The following is a 17927-nucleotide window of genomic DNA, read 5'->3' on the forward strand; positions in this document are numbered from 1 at the left end:
GTGTTACATGGAGTGCTATCCTGTAAAAATCTAGTCATATAGAGTACATTTTAATATTTCTTTGCTACTTTTGTTGGCTTAAAATTTTTGATGAAGTCCACAATAAAAAAAATAGGTGTTTTCACCTCTGGGGGAGATTCACCTGGAATGAACGCAGCCATTCGTTCGGTTGTTCGAACATGTGCATATCTTAAAGTTGACTGCGTAGGAATATATAGAGGTTACCAAGGTCTTATAGAAGGAGATTTTAAGGCAATGGATGCTAGAAGTGTAAATAATATCATTAATAAAGGTGGTACTATTTTAAAATCTGCTCGTTGTGATGATTTTCGAACTAAAGAAGGAAGAGCTTTAGCGCATCAAAAACTAAAGGCAGAAGGAATTGATGCATTAGTTGTTATTGGTGGTGATGGTAGTTTTACAGGAGCTTTAATTTTTCATAAGGAATATGACTTTCCAATAATGGGCATTCCAGGCACCATTGATAATGATATTTTCGGAACAACATTTACGCTAGGTTTTGATACAGCTTTAAATACAGTTGTAGATGCTATAGATAAAATTAGAGATACAGCAAGTTCACATAACCGTCTATTCTTTGTAGAAGTAATGGGGCGCGATGTAGGTCATATTGCTCTTAATGCTGGTGTTGGTGCAGGAGCTGAGGAAATTTTAATTCCTGAAGAAAATATTGGTCTCGAACGCTTATTGGAATCTTTAAAGCGTAGTAAAAAATCTGGAAAATCTTCAAGTATTGTAATTGTTGCTGAAGGTGATAAGTCTGGAAAGAACGTATTCGAACTTAAGGAATATGTTGAAGAACATTTACCAATCTATGATGTACGCGTATCTGTTCTAGGTCATATGCAGCGAGGTGGGTCACCATCTTGTTATGATAGAGTTTTAGCTAGTAGAATGGGAGTGAAGGCAGTAGAGGCTTTATTAGAGGGAAAAACCAGCCTTATGGTTGGTGTACGAGATAATGAATTGATTTTAACACCAATTGAAAAGGCCATCAAGGGTCATACTAAATTGGATAAGGAACTTATTAGAGTTTCAGATATAATGACAACTTAAATACTAATTAAAAAACAAGAAGAATGTCAAGTTTAAAAATAGGAATAAACGGTTTTGGTAGAATAGGAAGATTAGTTTTCAGAGCATCTATTAAAAGAGGTGATGTAGATGTAGTAGCTATCAATGATTTATTAGATGTAGAGCACTTAGCATATTTACTAAAATATGATTCTGTACACGGTAAATTTGACGGTACTGTTGAAGTAGAAGGTGGTCATTTAGTAGTGAATGGAAAAACGGTAAGAATTACAGCTGAAAGAGATCCGAAGAATATCGCTTGGGGTGCTATTGGTGCTGATACTGTTGCAGAATGTACTGGTATTTTTACAACTTTAGAAACTGCTCAATATCATATAGATGGTGGCGCTAAGAAAGTAGTTATTTCTGCTCCTTCTAAAGATGCTCCGATGTTTGTAATGGGTGTGAATCATTCGGAAGTTAAGTCTTCAGATGTTATTGTTTCAAACGCATCTTGTACAACAAATTGTTTAGCTCCTGTTGCTAAAGTATTAAATGATAACTTCGGAATAGAAGAGGCTTTGATGACTACTATTCACGCGAGTACTTCTACGCAATTTACAGTAGATTCACCTTCAAGAAAGAATTATAGATTAGGTCGTTCAGCAATGTTGAATATTATACCTTCTACTACTGGTGCTGCGATTGCCGTTACCAAAGTAATTCCAGCTTTAACTGGAAAGCTTACAGGTATGGCATTTAGAGTGCCTACTGCAGATGTTTCAGTTGTTGATTTAACAGTAAGAGTTAGTAAAGAAACTTCTTTAGAAGAAATTAAAAAGGCATTTAAAGCTGCTTCGGAAGGAGAATTAAAAGGAGTGTTAGGATATACGGATGAAAGTGTAGTTTCTCAAGACTTTGTAAGTGATCCAAGAACAAGTATATTCGATGCAGAGGCTTGTATTGAATTGAATTCTGGATTCTTTAAATTAATTTCTTGGTATGATAATGAGGCTGGTTTCTCTAATAAAATGCTAGATTTAATTCAGCATGTAAATACACTTTAATTTACATATACAATTAAACACAGGATTTTAGGTATACTAAAATCCTGTGCTTATAGTTATTACTCTTCACAAAATTCCTTAAATCTTAAAAGTAATATATGATTCTAATAGTTGATAGTGGTGCAACCAAGGCAGATTGGATAGCTTTAGATGATAAAGGAGAACAATTATTTCTTACACAAACTCTTGGGCTAAGTCCTGAGGTCTTAACAAAAGCAGTAATTGAAGATAGGCTTGCGAATAATTTTGAACTTTCTAAGAATAAAGATAAGGTTACAAGACTGTATTTTTATGGGGCAGGTTGTGGCACAGATCGTATGAAGAAATTTCTTAAGGAAATATTTTCAGATTTCTTTCCGAATTCAAAAACCGATGTAAAGGAAGATACTTATGCCGCTATATTTTCAACAACTAAAATTGGTCACCAAGGTATAGTTTGTATTCTAGGTACAGGTTCTAATTGTAGCTATTATGATGGTCATCAACTTTTTCAAAAGGTTACTTCGTTAGGCTATATTCCTATGGATGATGGTAGCGGAAACTACTTTGGAAGAAAACTTATTCGTGATTATTACTTCCATAAAATGCCACAAGACTTAAGTCATAAGTTTGATAAAGAATATGATTTGGATGCTGATGTAATTAAAGAAAATTTGTATAAGCAACCGAATCCAAATACTTATCTAGCAACTTTTGCAAGGTTTTTAATAGAGAACAAGGATCACCCATACAGTAAAGGTGTTATTGATAAAGGCTTACAGCAGTTCGTTAATAATTATATTATGCAATTTGAATTGGCTACTAAAGTACCAATCAATTTTGTGGGTAGTATTGCTCATTATTTACGAGATGAACTCACGGAGGTTTTAAAGCGTAATGATTTAATTGTTGGTGTAATACGCCAAAGACCCATTGAGGGCTTAATGGAGTTTCACAGAGAGACTTTGTAGTAAAATTTAACTTTTTACGGTTTTTAAAATTTCAAGAAACCCAATTTTCATCTGTATCAAATCCACTTAAACTTATATAACTTTCTGTTAAAAAACAGCTAGGTTGAAATACATATTAGTTGTTAATTGCACAGCTTATTTTTCAATTTGCAATACTTCATCCAATTTATGATTTACATTAATAATATCATCAATCATAATAAATTGAAATCCTAATTCACTCATTCTAATAATTTCCTGTGTATCATCTTTATAAATCACAGGAATAATTTTGTTAGCATGAGCACCAAATTTGTCTAAAAACGTCTTAGAAATTATTTTGGAGGGATTTACCACAAACATTTCCATTTCATTAAAATTAGGTTTTATTTCGTTTATCCAATCAGTTTCCCAATTATTTGTGTTTTCTCGTTTTACATTATACGAAACTAAAATGGTCGGATTTAAATTTTTAATGAATGAAAACATGTCTAACCGATCTATTTGTATATAAGAATGTGATTTTATGGCTTCGGGGTAATGCCTAAATAAATATGTTATAATACTTTTTTGTTCTTCTACAGAATTATGTATCAAATCTAAAATTAGGAATTGATAATTATCCAGTAATTCTGAAAAAAATGTTATTTTCTGACTATCCTTGTATCTTGCTTTAGCTATTGTAATGGAATCATGCTTTTTATGTATACCCAAATTATCATTAAGAAATTTCCAATCGTGCCCAATAAATGGAATGTTATGCTCGGTTATTAAAATGTCAACTTCCATGAAGGAAACTCCAGATTTTTTTGAGTATTTTAAAATATCTTCGGTGTTTTCTTGGAAATGATTCATTAATCCACCGCGATGTCCAACATAGTACAGTTTATTGCCATTGATGTCTCTTTCATACCATAACATCAATGTCTCCTTAAGGTCTTTAGATATTTCTTTTATCAGATTTAGTTTTGAAGGTGTATCTACGTTCTTTTTGAATTTTACAGATATTTTACAATTGTTAATTGTGTCTAAGTATACCTTCTTGAGGTAAGGATTCGATTTTGTCTCCCATATAAATAGCTTATGATTGTTTTTGAAAATGCCATACTTATTGCTTAAAGAGTTGATTATATCTTTTTTACTTGCATAATTTGGATATAGTAACGATAGTGCTACTAAATTTTTATCAGACAATTTAGTACTGTCTATCTTAACTAAATCACTAAAAGGTGGATTGTTAAGTAGGTCGGAAGATTGACCAGATAAAAATATTACTTGAAAACAAATTAAAATTGTTGTTAATCGTATTTTCATCTTTTTTTATTCAGTACTCCGAAGTAACTATTAATTATTTTACTTCTAATTATTATATTTCTTTATATTGAATTAATTACTTATTAAAATAACTCAATAACACCTTTCAAGGTTAAATTTCAATTATTTAATGGCTGCCTAAATTACTCAAAAATATGGATGATAGATACGCTATTTTACAGCAATCATCGAGATTTCTACATTTACAAATTTTGGTAAATTGGCTACTTCAACAGTTTCACGTGCAGGAGCAGTTTCTTCATCAAAATATTTACCATAAACAGCATTAACTTCTGTGAATTGATGCATATCACTTAAGAAGATAGATGATTTCACCACGTTTTCAAAAGTCATATCGGCGGCAGATAAAACAGCTTTTAAGTTTTCCATAACTTTTTCTGTTTCTTCAGTAATATTGCCTTCAATTAGTTTACCTGTTTCAGCATCTAAAGGTATTTGTCCAGAAATATATAGAGTGTTACCACTTAATACTGCTTGGTTATAAGGTCCTATTGGTGCTGGAGCATTTTTTGTAGAAATTATTTTTTTCATTATTGCTAAATTGGGTTCAACATAATTTATCGAGAAATTTGACTTCTATTTTCCCATTTAAGATCACTAAGTAAAGAACTTTTTATGCCAATAAAGAAATACCAACGTTCGTAGGTGCCAAATGGTGTCCAATTGAAACGTAGGGTAAAACTTTTTAAATCGCGTTCTAAACGTAATTGGGTTAAAGTAAATCCTTGATTTTTAAAATCGTATCCCGAAGAGCCGCCTACTTTCCATCTTGGCGACAGTTCAATATTTCCAGAAAACATCAAAGAGTGGCTACTAAATTCGTTCTGTCTTGCTGAATTAGAATAGCTTGCAGAATAGGCGAGACGCAAGTCCCATGGTATTTTTGTACCAAAAATGGGGTTTTCTACATTTTCATCAGATTTTTCTTTTACATCCCTACCTCTGTCTTGATAGAAGTCATCGGCCTGACCGAATAAATCATCATCACGACCACCACTTTGAGCAACATAATCATATTCATTAATGTCTTCTTCTTCCTCTTTATCGTCCTTCTTTCTGCCAAAAGTTTTACTGTCAATAGAATACCCCATATTGATGTTAGCTCGAGTTAACCGGAGAAGGCTTCCACCATTATCTTTGTTCCATACATTAATTCTTCTGCCATTGTTATCGATGGCATAGGGGTCTAGGCCAGCAGAAAAGTTTATAGACATTTTATTGTTTAGAATATTGGTTCCTCCATTTAAACTTAAAGGACTTAATTTTAAAGAATCTGACTCAAAGTTATAGCCCGTTGATATATTGAAATTACTAAGCAAGGGCACTTTTTTAGCTTCTGTGGCTGTTGAATCTTTATCGGTGACTTTGGCTTCTAAAGTATTTGCGAGCGAAAAGCTAAGACTGTTAGATTTATTAAGACTAGGTGCTCCATTTAAAGTTCCAGTAAATCTAGTAAACTGCACAACTTCACCATTAGAATCAAGATATTCATCGTAAAATTGCTCAAATGAAGGCGTGTAGCCATAACTTAAAGAAGGTCGCATTACATGACGAATAGCTTGAATTTTTTTGTCTTCGCCAAAATTAAAAGTACCGTAAACAGTAGTTCCAATACTGGCACTTAAATTGTATTTATTGTAGCGATCAAAACCGGCGATTGTATCGGTAACCACTTCTTCTGTTGCAGCATCATAGCTTTTATTATAAGTTTCCCACGCCCAAATGTCTTCGTATGAACCACCCATACTTACACTAAAAAATTTGGCAACTTTAAAATTAGTGCTTATCGGTATTCTATGTCGTGCACCCATGAGTGCATCGCTTAATGAAAATTCTTCACCCGTTGTAGTGATGCTGTTTCTGTAATTTACATCATATTGGAAATTAATATTTTGTAACGCACCCTTTTTAATCCCTTCTCGTTTGGCAAAAGGAAATATTCGTTCCATACTACTTTGAAAAGTTGGTAGCGTAATATTTACGGCATCAGTATTGGTGTTCTGACTATGTGATGCTGTTAAACTCATATTAACCGAAGGGTATTCTGGAAAAGTTTTAGAATAAGAAATGGATGAATTTAAACTATTAGACTGTGTCAGCGGTAAATTCTGTTGTAATAAGGAACTTTTGTAATAGGAGCTACTACCCAAATTCACTGATGCAGAAAACCTAGAATTAGGACTAGCTTTTGCATCTTGCGAATGCGAAATTTGAATATTATAAATTTGACTGCTACTGTAGTCACTAAAACCTTTTTGGCTAGTAACTAAATTTTCATATCTAAAGTTAACATTACCTCTATATTTGTACCGTTTTGCGTAAATAGATTGCCCTTTTAAACCATAACTACCATTAGTATAGAAATCTGCAGTAACGAGTAAATCGGCAACATCACCTATAGGAATATAATAGCCCCCGTTTTGTAGAAAATATCCTCTTGTCGGGTCATTTCCGAATGTTGGAATTTGCAGTCCAGCAGACCTGCCAACCGAAAGTGGAAAGTATGCAAATGGAAGTGCTATCGGTGTCGGTACATCGGCAATATAAAGATTACTTAAGCCAGCGATAACTTTCTTCTTAGGAACAAATTTGGCTTTTCGAATTCGAATATAATAATCGGGATTAACAGTGTCTTGTGAAGTTGTTAATTTTGCTTCACTCATAAAGTAAACCGAATCGTTTTCTTTTTTTGTTATTTCGGCATAAACGTTCATATTGTCACTACCTAATTGTCCTCCACCTGCTTGCTGTTCTGTTCTAGAATTAAAAATTAGTGCTTTTTTGGTGTCAAAATTGAAACGAATGGAGTCGGGTTGTACTTCATTATCGGCCTGTTTAAAATATGGTAGTTGACTATAATTGCCCAAAGAATCTTTTAATCGACCAGCATACACTTCATTTTTTACATAGTCCAAAACTATTACACCCGCTTTTAGTTCGGTGTCTTGATAATAGATTTCAGCTTCATTATATAGATATATTTTTTGTTCTTTTTGACTTAAACGCACATAGTCTTTTGCCTTATAATTTATTTTGTCAAGAAGTAATGGTTCTTTGCCGTTACTGGGTTTTACTTGTAGTGTGTCATTCTTAATACTATCATTTTCTATGCCCGTTAAAAGTAGCGGAGCCATAATGGTATCCTTAGGTGCTTGTATGGGTAATGCCACAAGATTACCTTCTTGTGATGCCCCCGAAAATAGACCAACAATGAAGAGGATTATAAAAAGTAGACAATGTTTATTTGGTTGCAATGCGATATATGCTATTTTTGTAACCGTTTGGTTGGCACGAGTAACTTTGTTAGTATCGTAATTCGTGTTCAAACTTACATATATTTTTGGTTCCCCTAATAGCGTATTACAATAAATTTAACCATATTGTGGCTTGTAAAATCTAACCTAGACATGTTCAAAAATCGGTTTTTCCCTTTATCATTTTTGCTATTTATTCTTTTTTTAATGCCTTTTAGTCAGAGTTATTCGGGTCTTTTAGCGCAAGAACCTTTTGTTGTGGTAATGGATGCAGGCCATGGCGGCCATGACCCTGGAAATCTTGGTAACGGATATTTAGAAAAAAATATTGCTTTAAATATTGTTCTACGAGCTGGTAGAATTTTAGAACAAAACCCAAATATAAAAGTAGTCTACACACGTAAAGACGATACATTTGTTGATTTATTTGTCCGTGGTGAAATAGCAAACAAGGCAAAAGCAGATTTATTTGTTTCTGTACATTGCGATTCTCATACTTCAGATGCACATGGAGCAGGTACCTTTGTATTAGGTCTGCATGCAAACGAACAGAATTTTGCAATAGCTAAAAAGGAGAACTCTGTAATATATTTAGAAGATAATTATGCTACTCGTTATGCAGATTATGATATAAATTCTCCTGAATCGGTAATTGGATTAACAATTATGCAAGAAGAGTTTTTAGATCAAAGCGTTGCTTTAGCAAAGTCAATACAAGACAATTTTGCGAATAAATTAAAACGTAAAAACAGAAAAGTTAAGCAAGCTGGCTTTATAGTTTTACATCAAACTTTTATGCCTAGTGTTTTAGTTGAGACAGGATTTTTAACTAATGATGAGGAAGGTGCTTACTTAAATTCAAGTAAGGGCCAAAGTGAGATGGGTACAGCAATAGCCAATGCTATTTTAACGTATCAAAAAAATACTGTTGGTAATGTAGGTTCTAGTACAATTAGTAGTATGCCGAGTGCTCCGGATCCAGAGATGGATGAAGCAGTAGTATCAAAAACACCGGAGGCACCTGTTGAAAAAACTGTAGCTAGCACAATTGACTCTAGTACTAGTGAAATTGCAGAAAAGAGAGATGAGACAATAACAGTGGTTGAGAAAGCTTCAGAGACAGCTCAAGATGAAGTAAAAAAGATGCTTGATGAAGCTCAGAAAAAGAGTGTTGAAGCTATTTCAGAACCTGAATCTCCTGCAGCAATAGAAACAACAACCGTAGTAAAAGAAATACCGAAAGAAAAAACGGAAGTGGTTGTTACGGAAGTAAACGATGCAGGTAGGCCTAAGATTGTAAAGGAAGAGGTTGTGAAAGTTGTCGATAAAGCAATCGAACCAGCGGTTTCAACCGCACCTGTTAAAAAGGAGGTTGTTGAAGAAAAAGTAGTTGAGACACCAAAGGAAGTAGAAGTAAGCCAGCCAGCATCTAATATTGAATTTAGAGTTCAATTGATGGCTAGTGGAAAAAACCTGTCGCCAAATGATCCTATTTTTAAAGGACTAGGTGAAATTTCAAAAGAGCCAATAAAAAGTTTATATCGTTATATGCACGGCAGTACAAACGATGTAATAAAAGCAAGATTACTAAAAAAGGTTGCTGACGCAAAGGGTTTTACAACCTCTTATTTAGTGGCTTATAAAAATGGTGTTCGAATGGATATTGATGAAGCTTTAAAATCTGCTTCAGAATAATTCTCGACTTCAATATTTTATTTCTAATTTTGTTAGAACGATAAAACCATCCTTTTGAAATTATCCAGAGAAATTAAAACGGGTATTATAGTAGTGGGAGGTATCCTATTATTCATTTTGGGCTTTTCTTACCTAAAATCAACATCCCTTTTTGATAACAGCAAAACCTTTTACGCTATTTACGATAATGTAGGTGGTTTACAGCCAGGTACACCGGTGACTATTAATGGATTTAATGTAGGCACCGTGAACGACATTAAATTTAAAGATGCATCTGGAAAATTATTAGTTACGTTTTCGGTAAATAATGATTTTGAGTTTGGCAGTACTAGCACAGCCGAATTATATGATACTGGTATAATCGGTGGAAAAGGAATACGGGTAAATCCTATTTTCGATGGAAGCTCGTTTGCAAAATCAAAAGATACCTTACAAACAAGAACAAGTCCGGGTCTAACGGAATTGGTGCAACAAAAACTAACACCACTTCAGTTAAAAGTTGAAGGTGCTTTTACAAATGCTGATTCCTTATTAGCTAATGTAAATAATATTTTGGACGAAAAAGCTAAAAAAGATTTACAAGGAACCCTAAAAGGGTTTAATAATACCATGGCGAGTTTAACTCAGAGCGCCAATGTTCTTAATAGAATACTTAACAAAAACGAAAGCAAACTAGATAGTTCATTGACTAATTTTCAAGAACTAACAAATAATTTCGCTAAACTTTCAGACTCCCTAAACAATGCAGGGTTGGGTAGTACTATAGCCAGTTTACAATCCACAATGGCTAATTTGGATAAAGTAATGGCTAATTTGGAAAATGGGGAAGGCACCTTAGGTAAACTCATGGAAGATGAGGAACTCTATGATAATTTGGCAAGTGCTTCACGCGAATTAGATTTATTATTACAAGATTTTCGCTTAAATCCAAAGCGATATGTAAATGTATCTGTTTTCGGAAAAAAACAAATTCAATATGAAGTGCCAGAAGAAGATCCTGCTCAACAAATAGATCAACAATAAAATGGAACTACTCCCTCAGATTTTATTTGGTGTAGTATTACTTGCAGGTATAGGTTTTTTTGCGAAGAATGTAAAAACACTACGCAGGAATATTAAACTTGGTAAAAATGTAGATGTTTCCGATAATAGGCCAATACGTTGGCGGAATATGGTTCGAATTGCATTAGGTCAATCAAAAATGGTGGTTAGGCCAATTGCTGGTTTTCTTCATATAATAGTTTATGTTGGTTTTATAATTATAAATGTAGAAGTACTAGAAATTATTATAGATGGGCTTTTTGGTACGCATAGAATATTTGCGCCCTTAGGTGCACTATATAATTTTTTAATAGGTTCTTTCGAAATTTTAGCAATACTTGTTATTATAGCAGTAGTGATTTTCTGGATTCGTAGAAATATTATTCGTTTACAGCGTTTTGTAAAGCCGGAAATGGAAGGATGGCCAAAGAAAGATGGAAACATGATTCTTTATATTGAGTTTGTGTTGATGATTCTTTTTTTGACAATGAATGGAGCAGATTTTCAATTGCAGCAAATGAATGTTGCCCATTATACGCATGCTGGTTCTTTTCCAATTAGTCAATTTATAGCTCCAATTTTTAGTAGTATGGATGCTCAATCATTAATATTGATTGAGCGCACGACTTGGTGGCTTCATATTATAGGCATATTATGTTTTTTAAATTACTTGTACTATTCAAAGCATCTACATATACTTTTAGCTTTTCCGAATACGTACTATGGAAAAACGACGCCAAAAGGTCAGTTCGCAAATTTGGAGTCCGTAACCAATGAAGTAAAATTAATGATGGATCCAGATGCGGACCCATTTGCAGCACCAGCAGAAACTGAAGATGACGCACCACCAGAGAAATTTGGAGCTTCCGATGTTACTGATTTAAATTGGGTACAGTTGTTAAATTCGTACACCTGCACAGAATGTGGAAGATGTACAAGTGAATGCCCTGCCAATCAGACCGGTAAAAAGTTATCACCAAGAAAAATTATGATGGATACCCGTGATCGACTTGAAGAAGTGGGTAAAAATATTGACACTAATAAGGGCGAGTTTAAAGATGATGGAAAACAATTGCTTGGTGATTATATAACCAATGAAGAAATTTGGGCCTGTACTTCTTGTAATGCATGTGTAGAAGCTTGTCCTGTAAGTATTGATCCACTTTCAATTATTATGGATATGCGTCAGTATTTAGTTATGGAACAATCAGCAGCTCCTTCTGAGCTGAATAATATGATGGGGAATATTGAGAATAATGGTGCTCCGTGGCCTTACAATCAGATGGATCGATTAAACTGGACTCAAGAAAACTAAAGTAGCGTATTAAATATGGAAAATATACTTAAAGTACCTACTATGGCAGAACTTTTTGCCGCAGGAAAACAACCGGAAGTGCTCTTTTGGGTGGGGTGTGCAGGAAGTTTTGATGATAGAGCGAAAAAAATCACCAAGGCATTTGTTAAGATATTAAATAAAGCTGAAGTTTCATTTGCTGTTTTAGGCACGGAAGAAAGTTGCACAGGTGATCCAGCAAAACGAGCGGGAAATGAGTTTTTATTTCAAATGCAGGCAGTAACCAATATAGAAGTACTAAATGCATATGGAATTAAAAAGGTTGTAACAGCCTGTCCACATTGTTTCAATACGATTAAAAATGAATATCCAGGTTTGGGCGGTACTTATGAAGTTGTACACCATACCCAATTCTTAAAAGATTTAGTTTCTGAAGGAAGAATAACTTTGGAAGGTGGTAAGTATAAAGGAAAAAGAGTAACCTACCATGACCCTTGTTATTTAGGAAGAGCAAACGGTGTTTACGAAGCTCCAAGGGATCTAATTAGAAAATTAGATGCGGAATTAGTTGAAATGAAAAGCTGTAGAACAAAAGGACTATGTTGTGGTGCTGGTGGAGCGCAGATGTTTAAGGAAGCCGAAAAAGGGGATAAAGAAATAAATATTGAAAGGACTGAACAAGCCCTTGAAACAAAACCTGAAATAATTGCAGCCGCTTGTCCATTTTGTAACACGATGATTACTGATGGTGTTAAAAATAAAGAAAAAGAAGCTTCAGTAGGTGTTATGGATATTGCTGAGCTTATAGCTTCTGCCCAAGATTTATAGCCAATATTTTTTCAGAATTGGTAAAATAAATGAATGACCCCAATAAAATCTTGGCAAGTGTTTTAAATCTGAAACTTTCATATTAAAAACCTTTGCTAAAAATAAATTAATTTATGCTAGTAGAATTTAACACCTTACCAGATACTTCTAGAGTTTGGATTTACCAAGCTAATAGGAGTTTGACAGATAATGAACTTGATGAGATTACAGCTGGTCTAAATGACTTTCTGAAAGATTGGGCTGCCCATGGAGCTGATTTAAAAGCTGCATTTGAAATTAGATACAAGCGATTTATAGTAATAGCCTTAGATCAAAGTAAAAACGCTGCTACGGGTTGCTCTATAGATGCATCTGTACATTACATTCAGTCTTTAGAAAAGAAATATGATATTGATTTATTAGACAAAATGAATGTTTCTTATAAACAAGGAGAATATGTCGCTTATAAGTCTCTAATAGACTTTAAAAAAATGGTTAAGCAAAAAGCAGTTTCTCTGAAAACCGTAGTGTTTAACAATCTGGTAGCTACAAAAGGGGAATATGATGAATTTTGGGAAGTTCCAGCATCTGAAAGTTGGCACGCACGTTTCATGTGATTTTTGATTAAAAACAATCATTTAAATGTTTTCAAAAATCCGATGAAATGCAATATTTAAAGCACTTTTAAGTTATTCCCATAAGCTCTTTTTATGCGTTCATATCTAATTTCCTCCATATTTTGTCTTACTGTACTATGCGTTAAAGCGCAAAGCAATCCTTTGGTGGTAAAAGATAGCCTTGCACAACAAACATGGGTTGATGCAAAGTATTCAAGTATGTCTTTAGATGAAAAGATAGGGCAACTTTTTATGGTGATGGTTGCATCCAATCAAAATAAAGCAGCAACTGACAAAGTAAAAAAACTTATTCAAGAACAAAAAATTGGCGGGGTCATTTTTTCTACAGGTGGTCCTGTAAGACAAGCTAAACTTACTAATGAATACCAGAAAGTTTCTAATATTCCATTATTGGTTGGAATGGATGCCGAATGGGGATTGGCAATGCGATTAGATTCTACCTATGCTTTTCCTTGGAATATGACTTTGGGTGCAATTGAAGATAGTACGATTGTAGAATCGGTAGGTAAACGCATAGGTGAGCATGCCAAGAGATTGGGTGTTCATATTAATTTTGCACCAGTTGTTGATATTAATACAAATCCAAAAAATCCAATAATTGGTAATCGTTCGTTTGGTGAAAATCGTAAGAACGTTGCCAAGATGGGGGTTGCTTTTACAAAAGGCCTGGAAAGCGCAGGTGTTTTGTCCAGCGGCAAACATTTTCCAGGACATGGTGATACTGCAACAGATTCACATCACGATTTACCTATTATAGATTTTCCTCGTGAACGCTTAGACAGTTTAGAACTATATCCATATAAAAGAGTCATAAATGCTGGCTTAAGTAGTGTAATGGTGGCACATTTAGAAGTACCTGCATTAGAACCCGAGAAAAAGGTGCCTTCTTCATTATCCCCTCTCATAATTAATGATCTTCTAAAAGTAGAAATGGGCTTTAAAGGCCTTGTGTTTACAGACGCCTTAAATATGAAAGGTGCAGCGGATAGAGGTAAAAATGGCGATGTGGAATTAGCTGCTTTTATGGCAGGAAATGATATTTTACTAATGCCAACCGTTGTTGCTGAGGCTAAAAGTAAACTAATCAAATACTACGAAAAAGGAAAGTTTAGTGAAGAGCGGTTAGCGCATTCTGTAAAAAAGATATTGCAAGCTAAATATAAAGTTGGCCTAAATAGATACAGTCCTATCAAACTCGATAATTTACATGAAGATCTTAATTCTTTAGAAGATGATTTACTTTATGAAAAGGCAATTGAAAATGCTATAACCGTAGTTAAGAATAAGTTCTATTTATTAGGTATTAAAAGGTTAGAGAATAAGAAAATTGCTTATGTGAAATTCGGTGATGCTCCCAATGAACCTTTTGTAAAAGAACTAAAAAAATATGCTAATGTCACTCAGGTAAATGGTAAAGATTTAGCGACACTAAAGAAAAAAATAGGTGATTATAACCTGGTTATCATAGGGTTACATAAAAGTAACGAGAGTCCGTGGAAATCACATAAGTTTTCTAAAAATGAATTATTTTGGTTGGGTGAGATTGCAAAAGAACGTGGTTCTAATTTAATATTATCTGTTTTCACAAATCCGTACTCATTGTTGGATGTTCCTTCATTTGAATCTATAGATGGGGTAGTGGTTGCGTATCAGAATAGTAAATTAGCCCAACAGAAAGCCGCTCAATTAATTTTTGGAGCGATACCTGCTAAAGGTAAGTTATCCGTGTCGGCACATGCAGATTTTCCAGTAAATACAAGCGTTAAATTAAAGTCATTACTACGCTTAGGGTATAGTTTTCCGGAAACTGTAGGAATGAGTTCCACAAAACTAGCAGAAGTAGATCGTTTAGTGGGGGATGGCCTCGATTCACTAATGTATCCTGGGGCACAAGTTTTAATAGCACGCAAAGGGAAAGTAATTTATAATAAAGGTTTTGGTAAGCCAACATATAAAAGCACAGATAGTATTACTCCAGATAAGGTTTATGATTTAGCATCCCTCACCAAAATATTGGCCACTTTACCTATGCTAATGAAGATGGAAGAAGATGGTGATTTAGCACTTAATAATACATTTTCAGATTTAATTCCGGCTTACGCCGATACCGAACTAAAAAATGTGACTGTTTTAAAAGCACTTTCACATTATGGAAGGCTTCCTGCTTGGATAGCCTTTTATGTTGATACATTAGACAAAAATAGAAAGCCTTCAACTGAGTTTTATCGAAAATCACCATCAACTGGTTTTTCAATAAAAGTAACTGACCAATTATATTTAGCAGATGCTTTTAAAGATTCCATATATAATAGAATTGGTAGACAAGACTTAAAATCTAATCGCTATCGTTACAGTGATGTTGGATATTATGTGATGAAAAAATTTATTGAAGACAGAAAAAAAAGTCGACTTGATAAATTAACTAACGATTTTCTTTATGCGCCGCTTGGAGCTTATAATACAAGTTATAATCCCTTAGAAAAAATACCAAAAAATAAAATAGTTCCTTCTGAAGAAGACAGTTATTACCGTTACCAAACTATGCAAGGTTATGTGCATGATATGGGGGCAGCAATGCAAGGTGGTGTAGGAGGACATGCAGGTTTATTTAGCAATGCGAACGATGTTGCTAAAATTATGCAGATGTATTTACAACAAGGTTTTTACGGAGGAACAAGGTTTGTAGATAGTCGTACAGTAAAGAAATTTAATACCTGTTATTTCTGTGATAAAAATGTTAGACGTGGAGTTGGTTTTGATAAGCCCCAAATAAAAGGTAGTGGTCCAACATGTGGCTGCGTTTCTCGAAAAAGTTTTGGCCACAGTGGATTTACAGGAACTTATACATGGGCAGATCCAGAAGAAGAGATAGTATATGTGTTTTTATCAAATAGAACTTATCCAACAGCTTCAAACCGACTTTTGGTGAAATCTGGATTACGGACCAGAATTCAGCGAGCAATTTATGATTCAATTCTAAATTAGCAAATCATTATTTAAACTTCTGTTAAGATAATATTGGTTTTCCGACTAAACTGATGTATTTCAGTAAATTTGAATAGTTAAGGTTGCTTCAACCGATAAAATAACAAAAATAAGCGTGTGAAAATAGCAATAGTTTGTTACCCAACATTTGGAGGAAGTGGTGTAGTAGCCACTGAATTAGGCATTGCATTAGCCAACAGAGGACATGAAGTTCATTTCATAACTTATCGTCAACCGGTTCGATTAGAATTGTTAGGCAATCGAGTACACTTTCATGAAGTAAACGTACCTGAGTATCCTTTATTCAAATACCAACCCTATGAACTCGCTTTATCTAGCAAATTAGTTGATACAATAAAACAATATAATATTGATGTTTTGCATGTTCATTATGCAATACCACATGCTTATGCGGGTTATATGGCAAAAAAGATGTTAGAAGAAGAAAATATCTTTATTCCAATGATAACAACGCTGCATGGCACCGACATTACTTTGGTAGGAAGTCATCCATTTTATAAACCAGCAGTTACATTTAGTATTAATAATAGTGATGTAGTGACTTCGGTTTCAGAGAGTTTAAAAAAGCAAACACTGGAAATTTTTGATGTTAAAAAGGATATAGCTGTAGTACCGAATTTTATAGATAAGAAAAAGTATCATTCGTCTTTTACAGATTGTCAGCGTTCACTTATGGCCAATGATGATGAAAAGATTATAACTCATATTAGTAATTTTAGAAAGGTAAAACGCATTCCTGATGTAGTAAAGATTTTTCATAAAATTCAGGAAAGCATTTCTGCTAAATTAATAATGGTAGGTGAGGGGCCAGAAAAAGTGAAAGCTGAAAAATTATGCCGAACTCTTGGCATTGAAGATAAGGTTGTCTTTCTAGGAAATAGTAATGAGATAGATCGTATACTTTGCTTCACAGATTTATTTTTATTGCCGTCGGAAACAGAGAGTTTTGGTTTGGCTGCATTAGAAGCTATGATAAATAAAGTACCTGTGATTTCTAGTAATGCTGGTGGAATTCCAGAAGTAAATAAACAAGGTGTCACAGGATTTTTAAGTGAAGTGGGTGATGTAGAAGGTATGGCATCTAATGCACTTAAAATATTGAAAGATGAAGAAACTTTAGAAACATTTAAATCAAATGCCTACAACACCGCTTTAAATTTTGATATTTTAAATGTTTTACCGCTTTATGAAGATATCTATCAAAAAGCCTATGAACAGCGTTTTAATAAAGCAGATTATTAGATGATAGTAAAAACGCACTTATTTTTATTAATGTTCACTTTATTTACAGCATGTAATGGGCAAAAAAAAATAGCGGTCGAACAAAATATGGAAAGTGTGAATACTATTACTTTGGTAGATCAAAATAATTATAGTGGTGCAGATGTTACTGAGACTATGATTATTACCGATAATAAATCCTTAATGCTTTTTTATGCAAAAGTTAATAGAACACGAAAACCTGGTTTGCCTGTACCTATTATCGATTTTAGCAATGAGGTGGTCGTAATCCATTGTTCGGCAGACGAGAACTATAAAAAAGCAAGTAGGCTTACAGTACTAAAAGAGACAGAAAAAGAACTTTTTATAGGTATGAAAGAGTCATCTAAAAAGGAATTAGCAAAATCTTCGCTAAATGCTTATATCCAGGTAAGTCCATTTTTTGTTTATAGAATGCCTAGAACGAATAAGAAGATTATTTTAAAGTAATAAATTCTTGGTTAATTAGTCTGTTTTCGGGCTTTTACCGATTATTTTTCCTACTCATAGTGGATTTTTGAAACTGGTAATTATTCCTACTAGCTTTGTAGCAGTATTGGTCCCTA

13 protein-coding genes and 1 pseudogene are annotated in these 17927 nt (G+C 33.8%); 11 read left to right on the plus strand and 3 right to left on the minus strand.

Annotated features, from left to right (window positions below):
• Nucleotides 1-90: 90 nt before the first annotated feature.
• The 3 genes from pfkA to UH7x_RS15630 all read left to right on the plus strand — a co-directional run bounded on the left by pfkA (nucleotide 91) and on the right by UH7x_RS15630 (nucleotide 3052).
• Complete coding sequence (pfkA, locus tag UH7x_RS15620; protein ID WP_482360854.1) at nucleotides 91-1077, plus strand: 6-phosphofructokinase; 987 nt, start codon at nucleotides 91-93, stop codon at nucleotides 1075-1077.
• Between the two features lie 23 nt (nucleotides 1078-1100).
• Entirely contained in the window at nucleotides 1101-2102 is a 1002-nt protein-coding gene (gene gap, locus UH7x_RS15625; protein ID WP_482360855.1) for a type I glyceraldehyde-3-phosphate dehydrogenase, read from the plus strand.
• Between the two features lie 98 nt (nucleotides 2103-2200).
• Nucleotides 2201-3052 carry an N-acetylglucosamine kinase gene (locus tag UH7x_RS15630; RefSeq protein WP_482360856.1) on the plus strand — a complete coding sequence of 284 codons (852 nt, stop codon included), beginning with the start codon at nucleotides 2201-2203 and terminating at the stop codon, nucleotides 3050-3052.
• Nucleotides 3053-3187: 135 nt separating this feature from the next.
• Here the strand turns inward: UH7x_RS15630 and UH7x_RS15635 are convergent, their stop codons facing one another.
• The 3 genes from UH7x_RS15635 to UH7x_RS15645 all read right to left on the minus strand — a co-directional run bounded on the left by UH7x_RS15635 (nucleotide 3188) and on the right by UH7x_RS15645 (nucleotide 7620).
• Nucleotides 3188-4345 (minus strand): glycerophosphodiester phosphodiesterase family protein, encoded by a 1158-nt coding sequence (locus UH7x_RS15635; protein ID WP_482360857.1) that lies wholly within the window; start codon nucleotides 4343-4345, stop codon nucleotides 3188-3190.
• A 171-nt stretch (nucleotides 4346-4516) separates the two neighbouring features.
• Nucleotides 4517-4897, minus strand: coding sequence for a RidA family protein (locus UH7x_RS15640; RefSeq protein WP_482360858.1), 381 nt, complete (start codon nucleotides 4895-4897; stop codon nucleotides 4517-4519).
• 26 nt (nucleotides 4898-4923) lie between these two features.
• Nucleotides 4924-7620, minus strand: coding sequence for a putative LPS assembly protein LptD (locus tag UH7x_RS15645; protein ID WP_482363618.1), 2697 nt, complete (start codon nucleotides 7618-7620; stop codon nucleotides 4924-4926).
• Between the two features lie 207 nt (nucleotides 7621-7827).
• Between UH7x_RS15645 and UH7x_RS15650 the strand changes: the two are divergent.
• From UH7x_RS15650 to UH7x_RS15685, 8 genes and pseudogenes are all read left to right on the plus strand, one after another.
• Nucleotides 7828-8560 (plus strand): annotated as a pseudogene (locus UH7x_RS15650) (N-acetylmuramoyl-L-alanine amidase family protein); the annotation flags it as partial.
• A gap of 809 nt (nucleotides 8561-9369) precedes the next feature.
• Nucleotides 9370-10338: an MlaD family protein gene (locus UH7x_RS15655; protein ID WP_482360859.1), complete on the plus strand. Its 969-nt coding sequence runs from the start codon at nucleotides 9370-9372 to the stop codon at nucleotides 10336-10338.
• 1 nt (nucleotide 10339) lies between these two features.
• Nucleotides 10340-11671 carry a 4Fe-4S dicluster domain-containing protein gene (locus tag UH7x_RS15660; protein WP_482360860.1) on the plus strand — a complete coding sequence of 444 codons (1332 nt, stop codon included), beginning with the start codon at nucleotides 10340-10342 and terminating at the stop codon, nucleotides 11669-11671.
• A gap of 15 nt (nucleotides 11672-11686) precedes the next feature.
• Nucleotides 11687-12478 (plus strand): (Fe-S)-binding protein, encoded by a 792-nt coding sequence (locus UH7x_RS15665; RefSeq protein WP_482360861.1) that lies wholly within the window; start codon nucleotides 11687-11689, stop codon nucleotides 12476-12478.
• 113 nt (nucleotides 12479-12591) lie between these two features.
• Nucleotides 12592-13074, plus strand: coding sequence for an ABC transporter ATPase (locus tag UH7x_RS15670; protein ID WP_482360862.1), 483 nt, complete (start codon nucleotides 12592-12594; stop codon nucleotides 13072-13074).
• A 93-nt stretch (nucleotides 13075-13167) separates the two neighbouring features.
• Complete coding sequence (locus tag UH7x_RS15675; protein WP_482360863.1) at nucleotides 13168-16080, plus strand: serine hydrolase domain-containing protein; 2913 nt, start codon at nucleotides 13168-13170, stop codon at nucleotides 16078-16080.
• A gap of 117 nt (nucleotides 16081-16197) precedes the next feature.
• Nucleotides 16198-17343 carry an N-acetyl-alpha-D-glucosaminyl L-malate synthase BshA gene (bshA, locus tag UH7x_RS15680; protein WP_482360864.1) on the plus strand — a complete coding sequence of 382 codons (1146 nt, stop codon included), beginning with the start codon at nucleotides 16198-16200 and terminating at the stop codon, nucleotides 17341-17343.
• Nucleotides 17344-17811, plus strand: a complete 468-nt coding sequence (locus UH7x_RS15685) for a hypothetical protein (protein WP_482360865.1) — start codon at nucleotides 17344-17346, stop codon at nucleotides 17809-17811.
• The last annotated feature ends 116 nt before the right edge of the window (nucleotides 17812-17927 follow it).

The organism is Aurantibacter sp. UH7 (assembly GCF_056839165.1).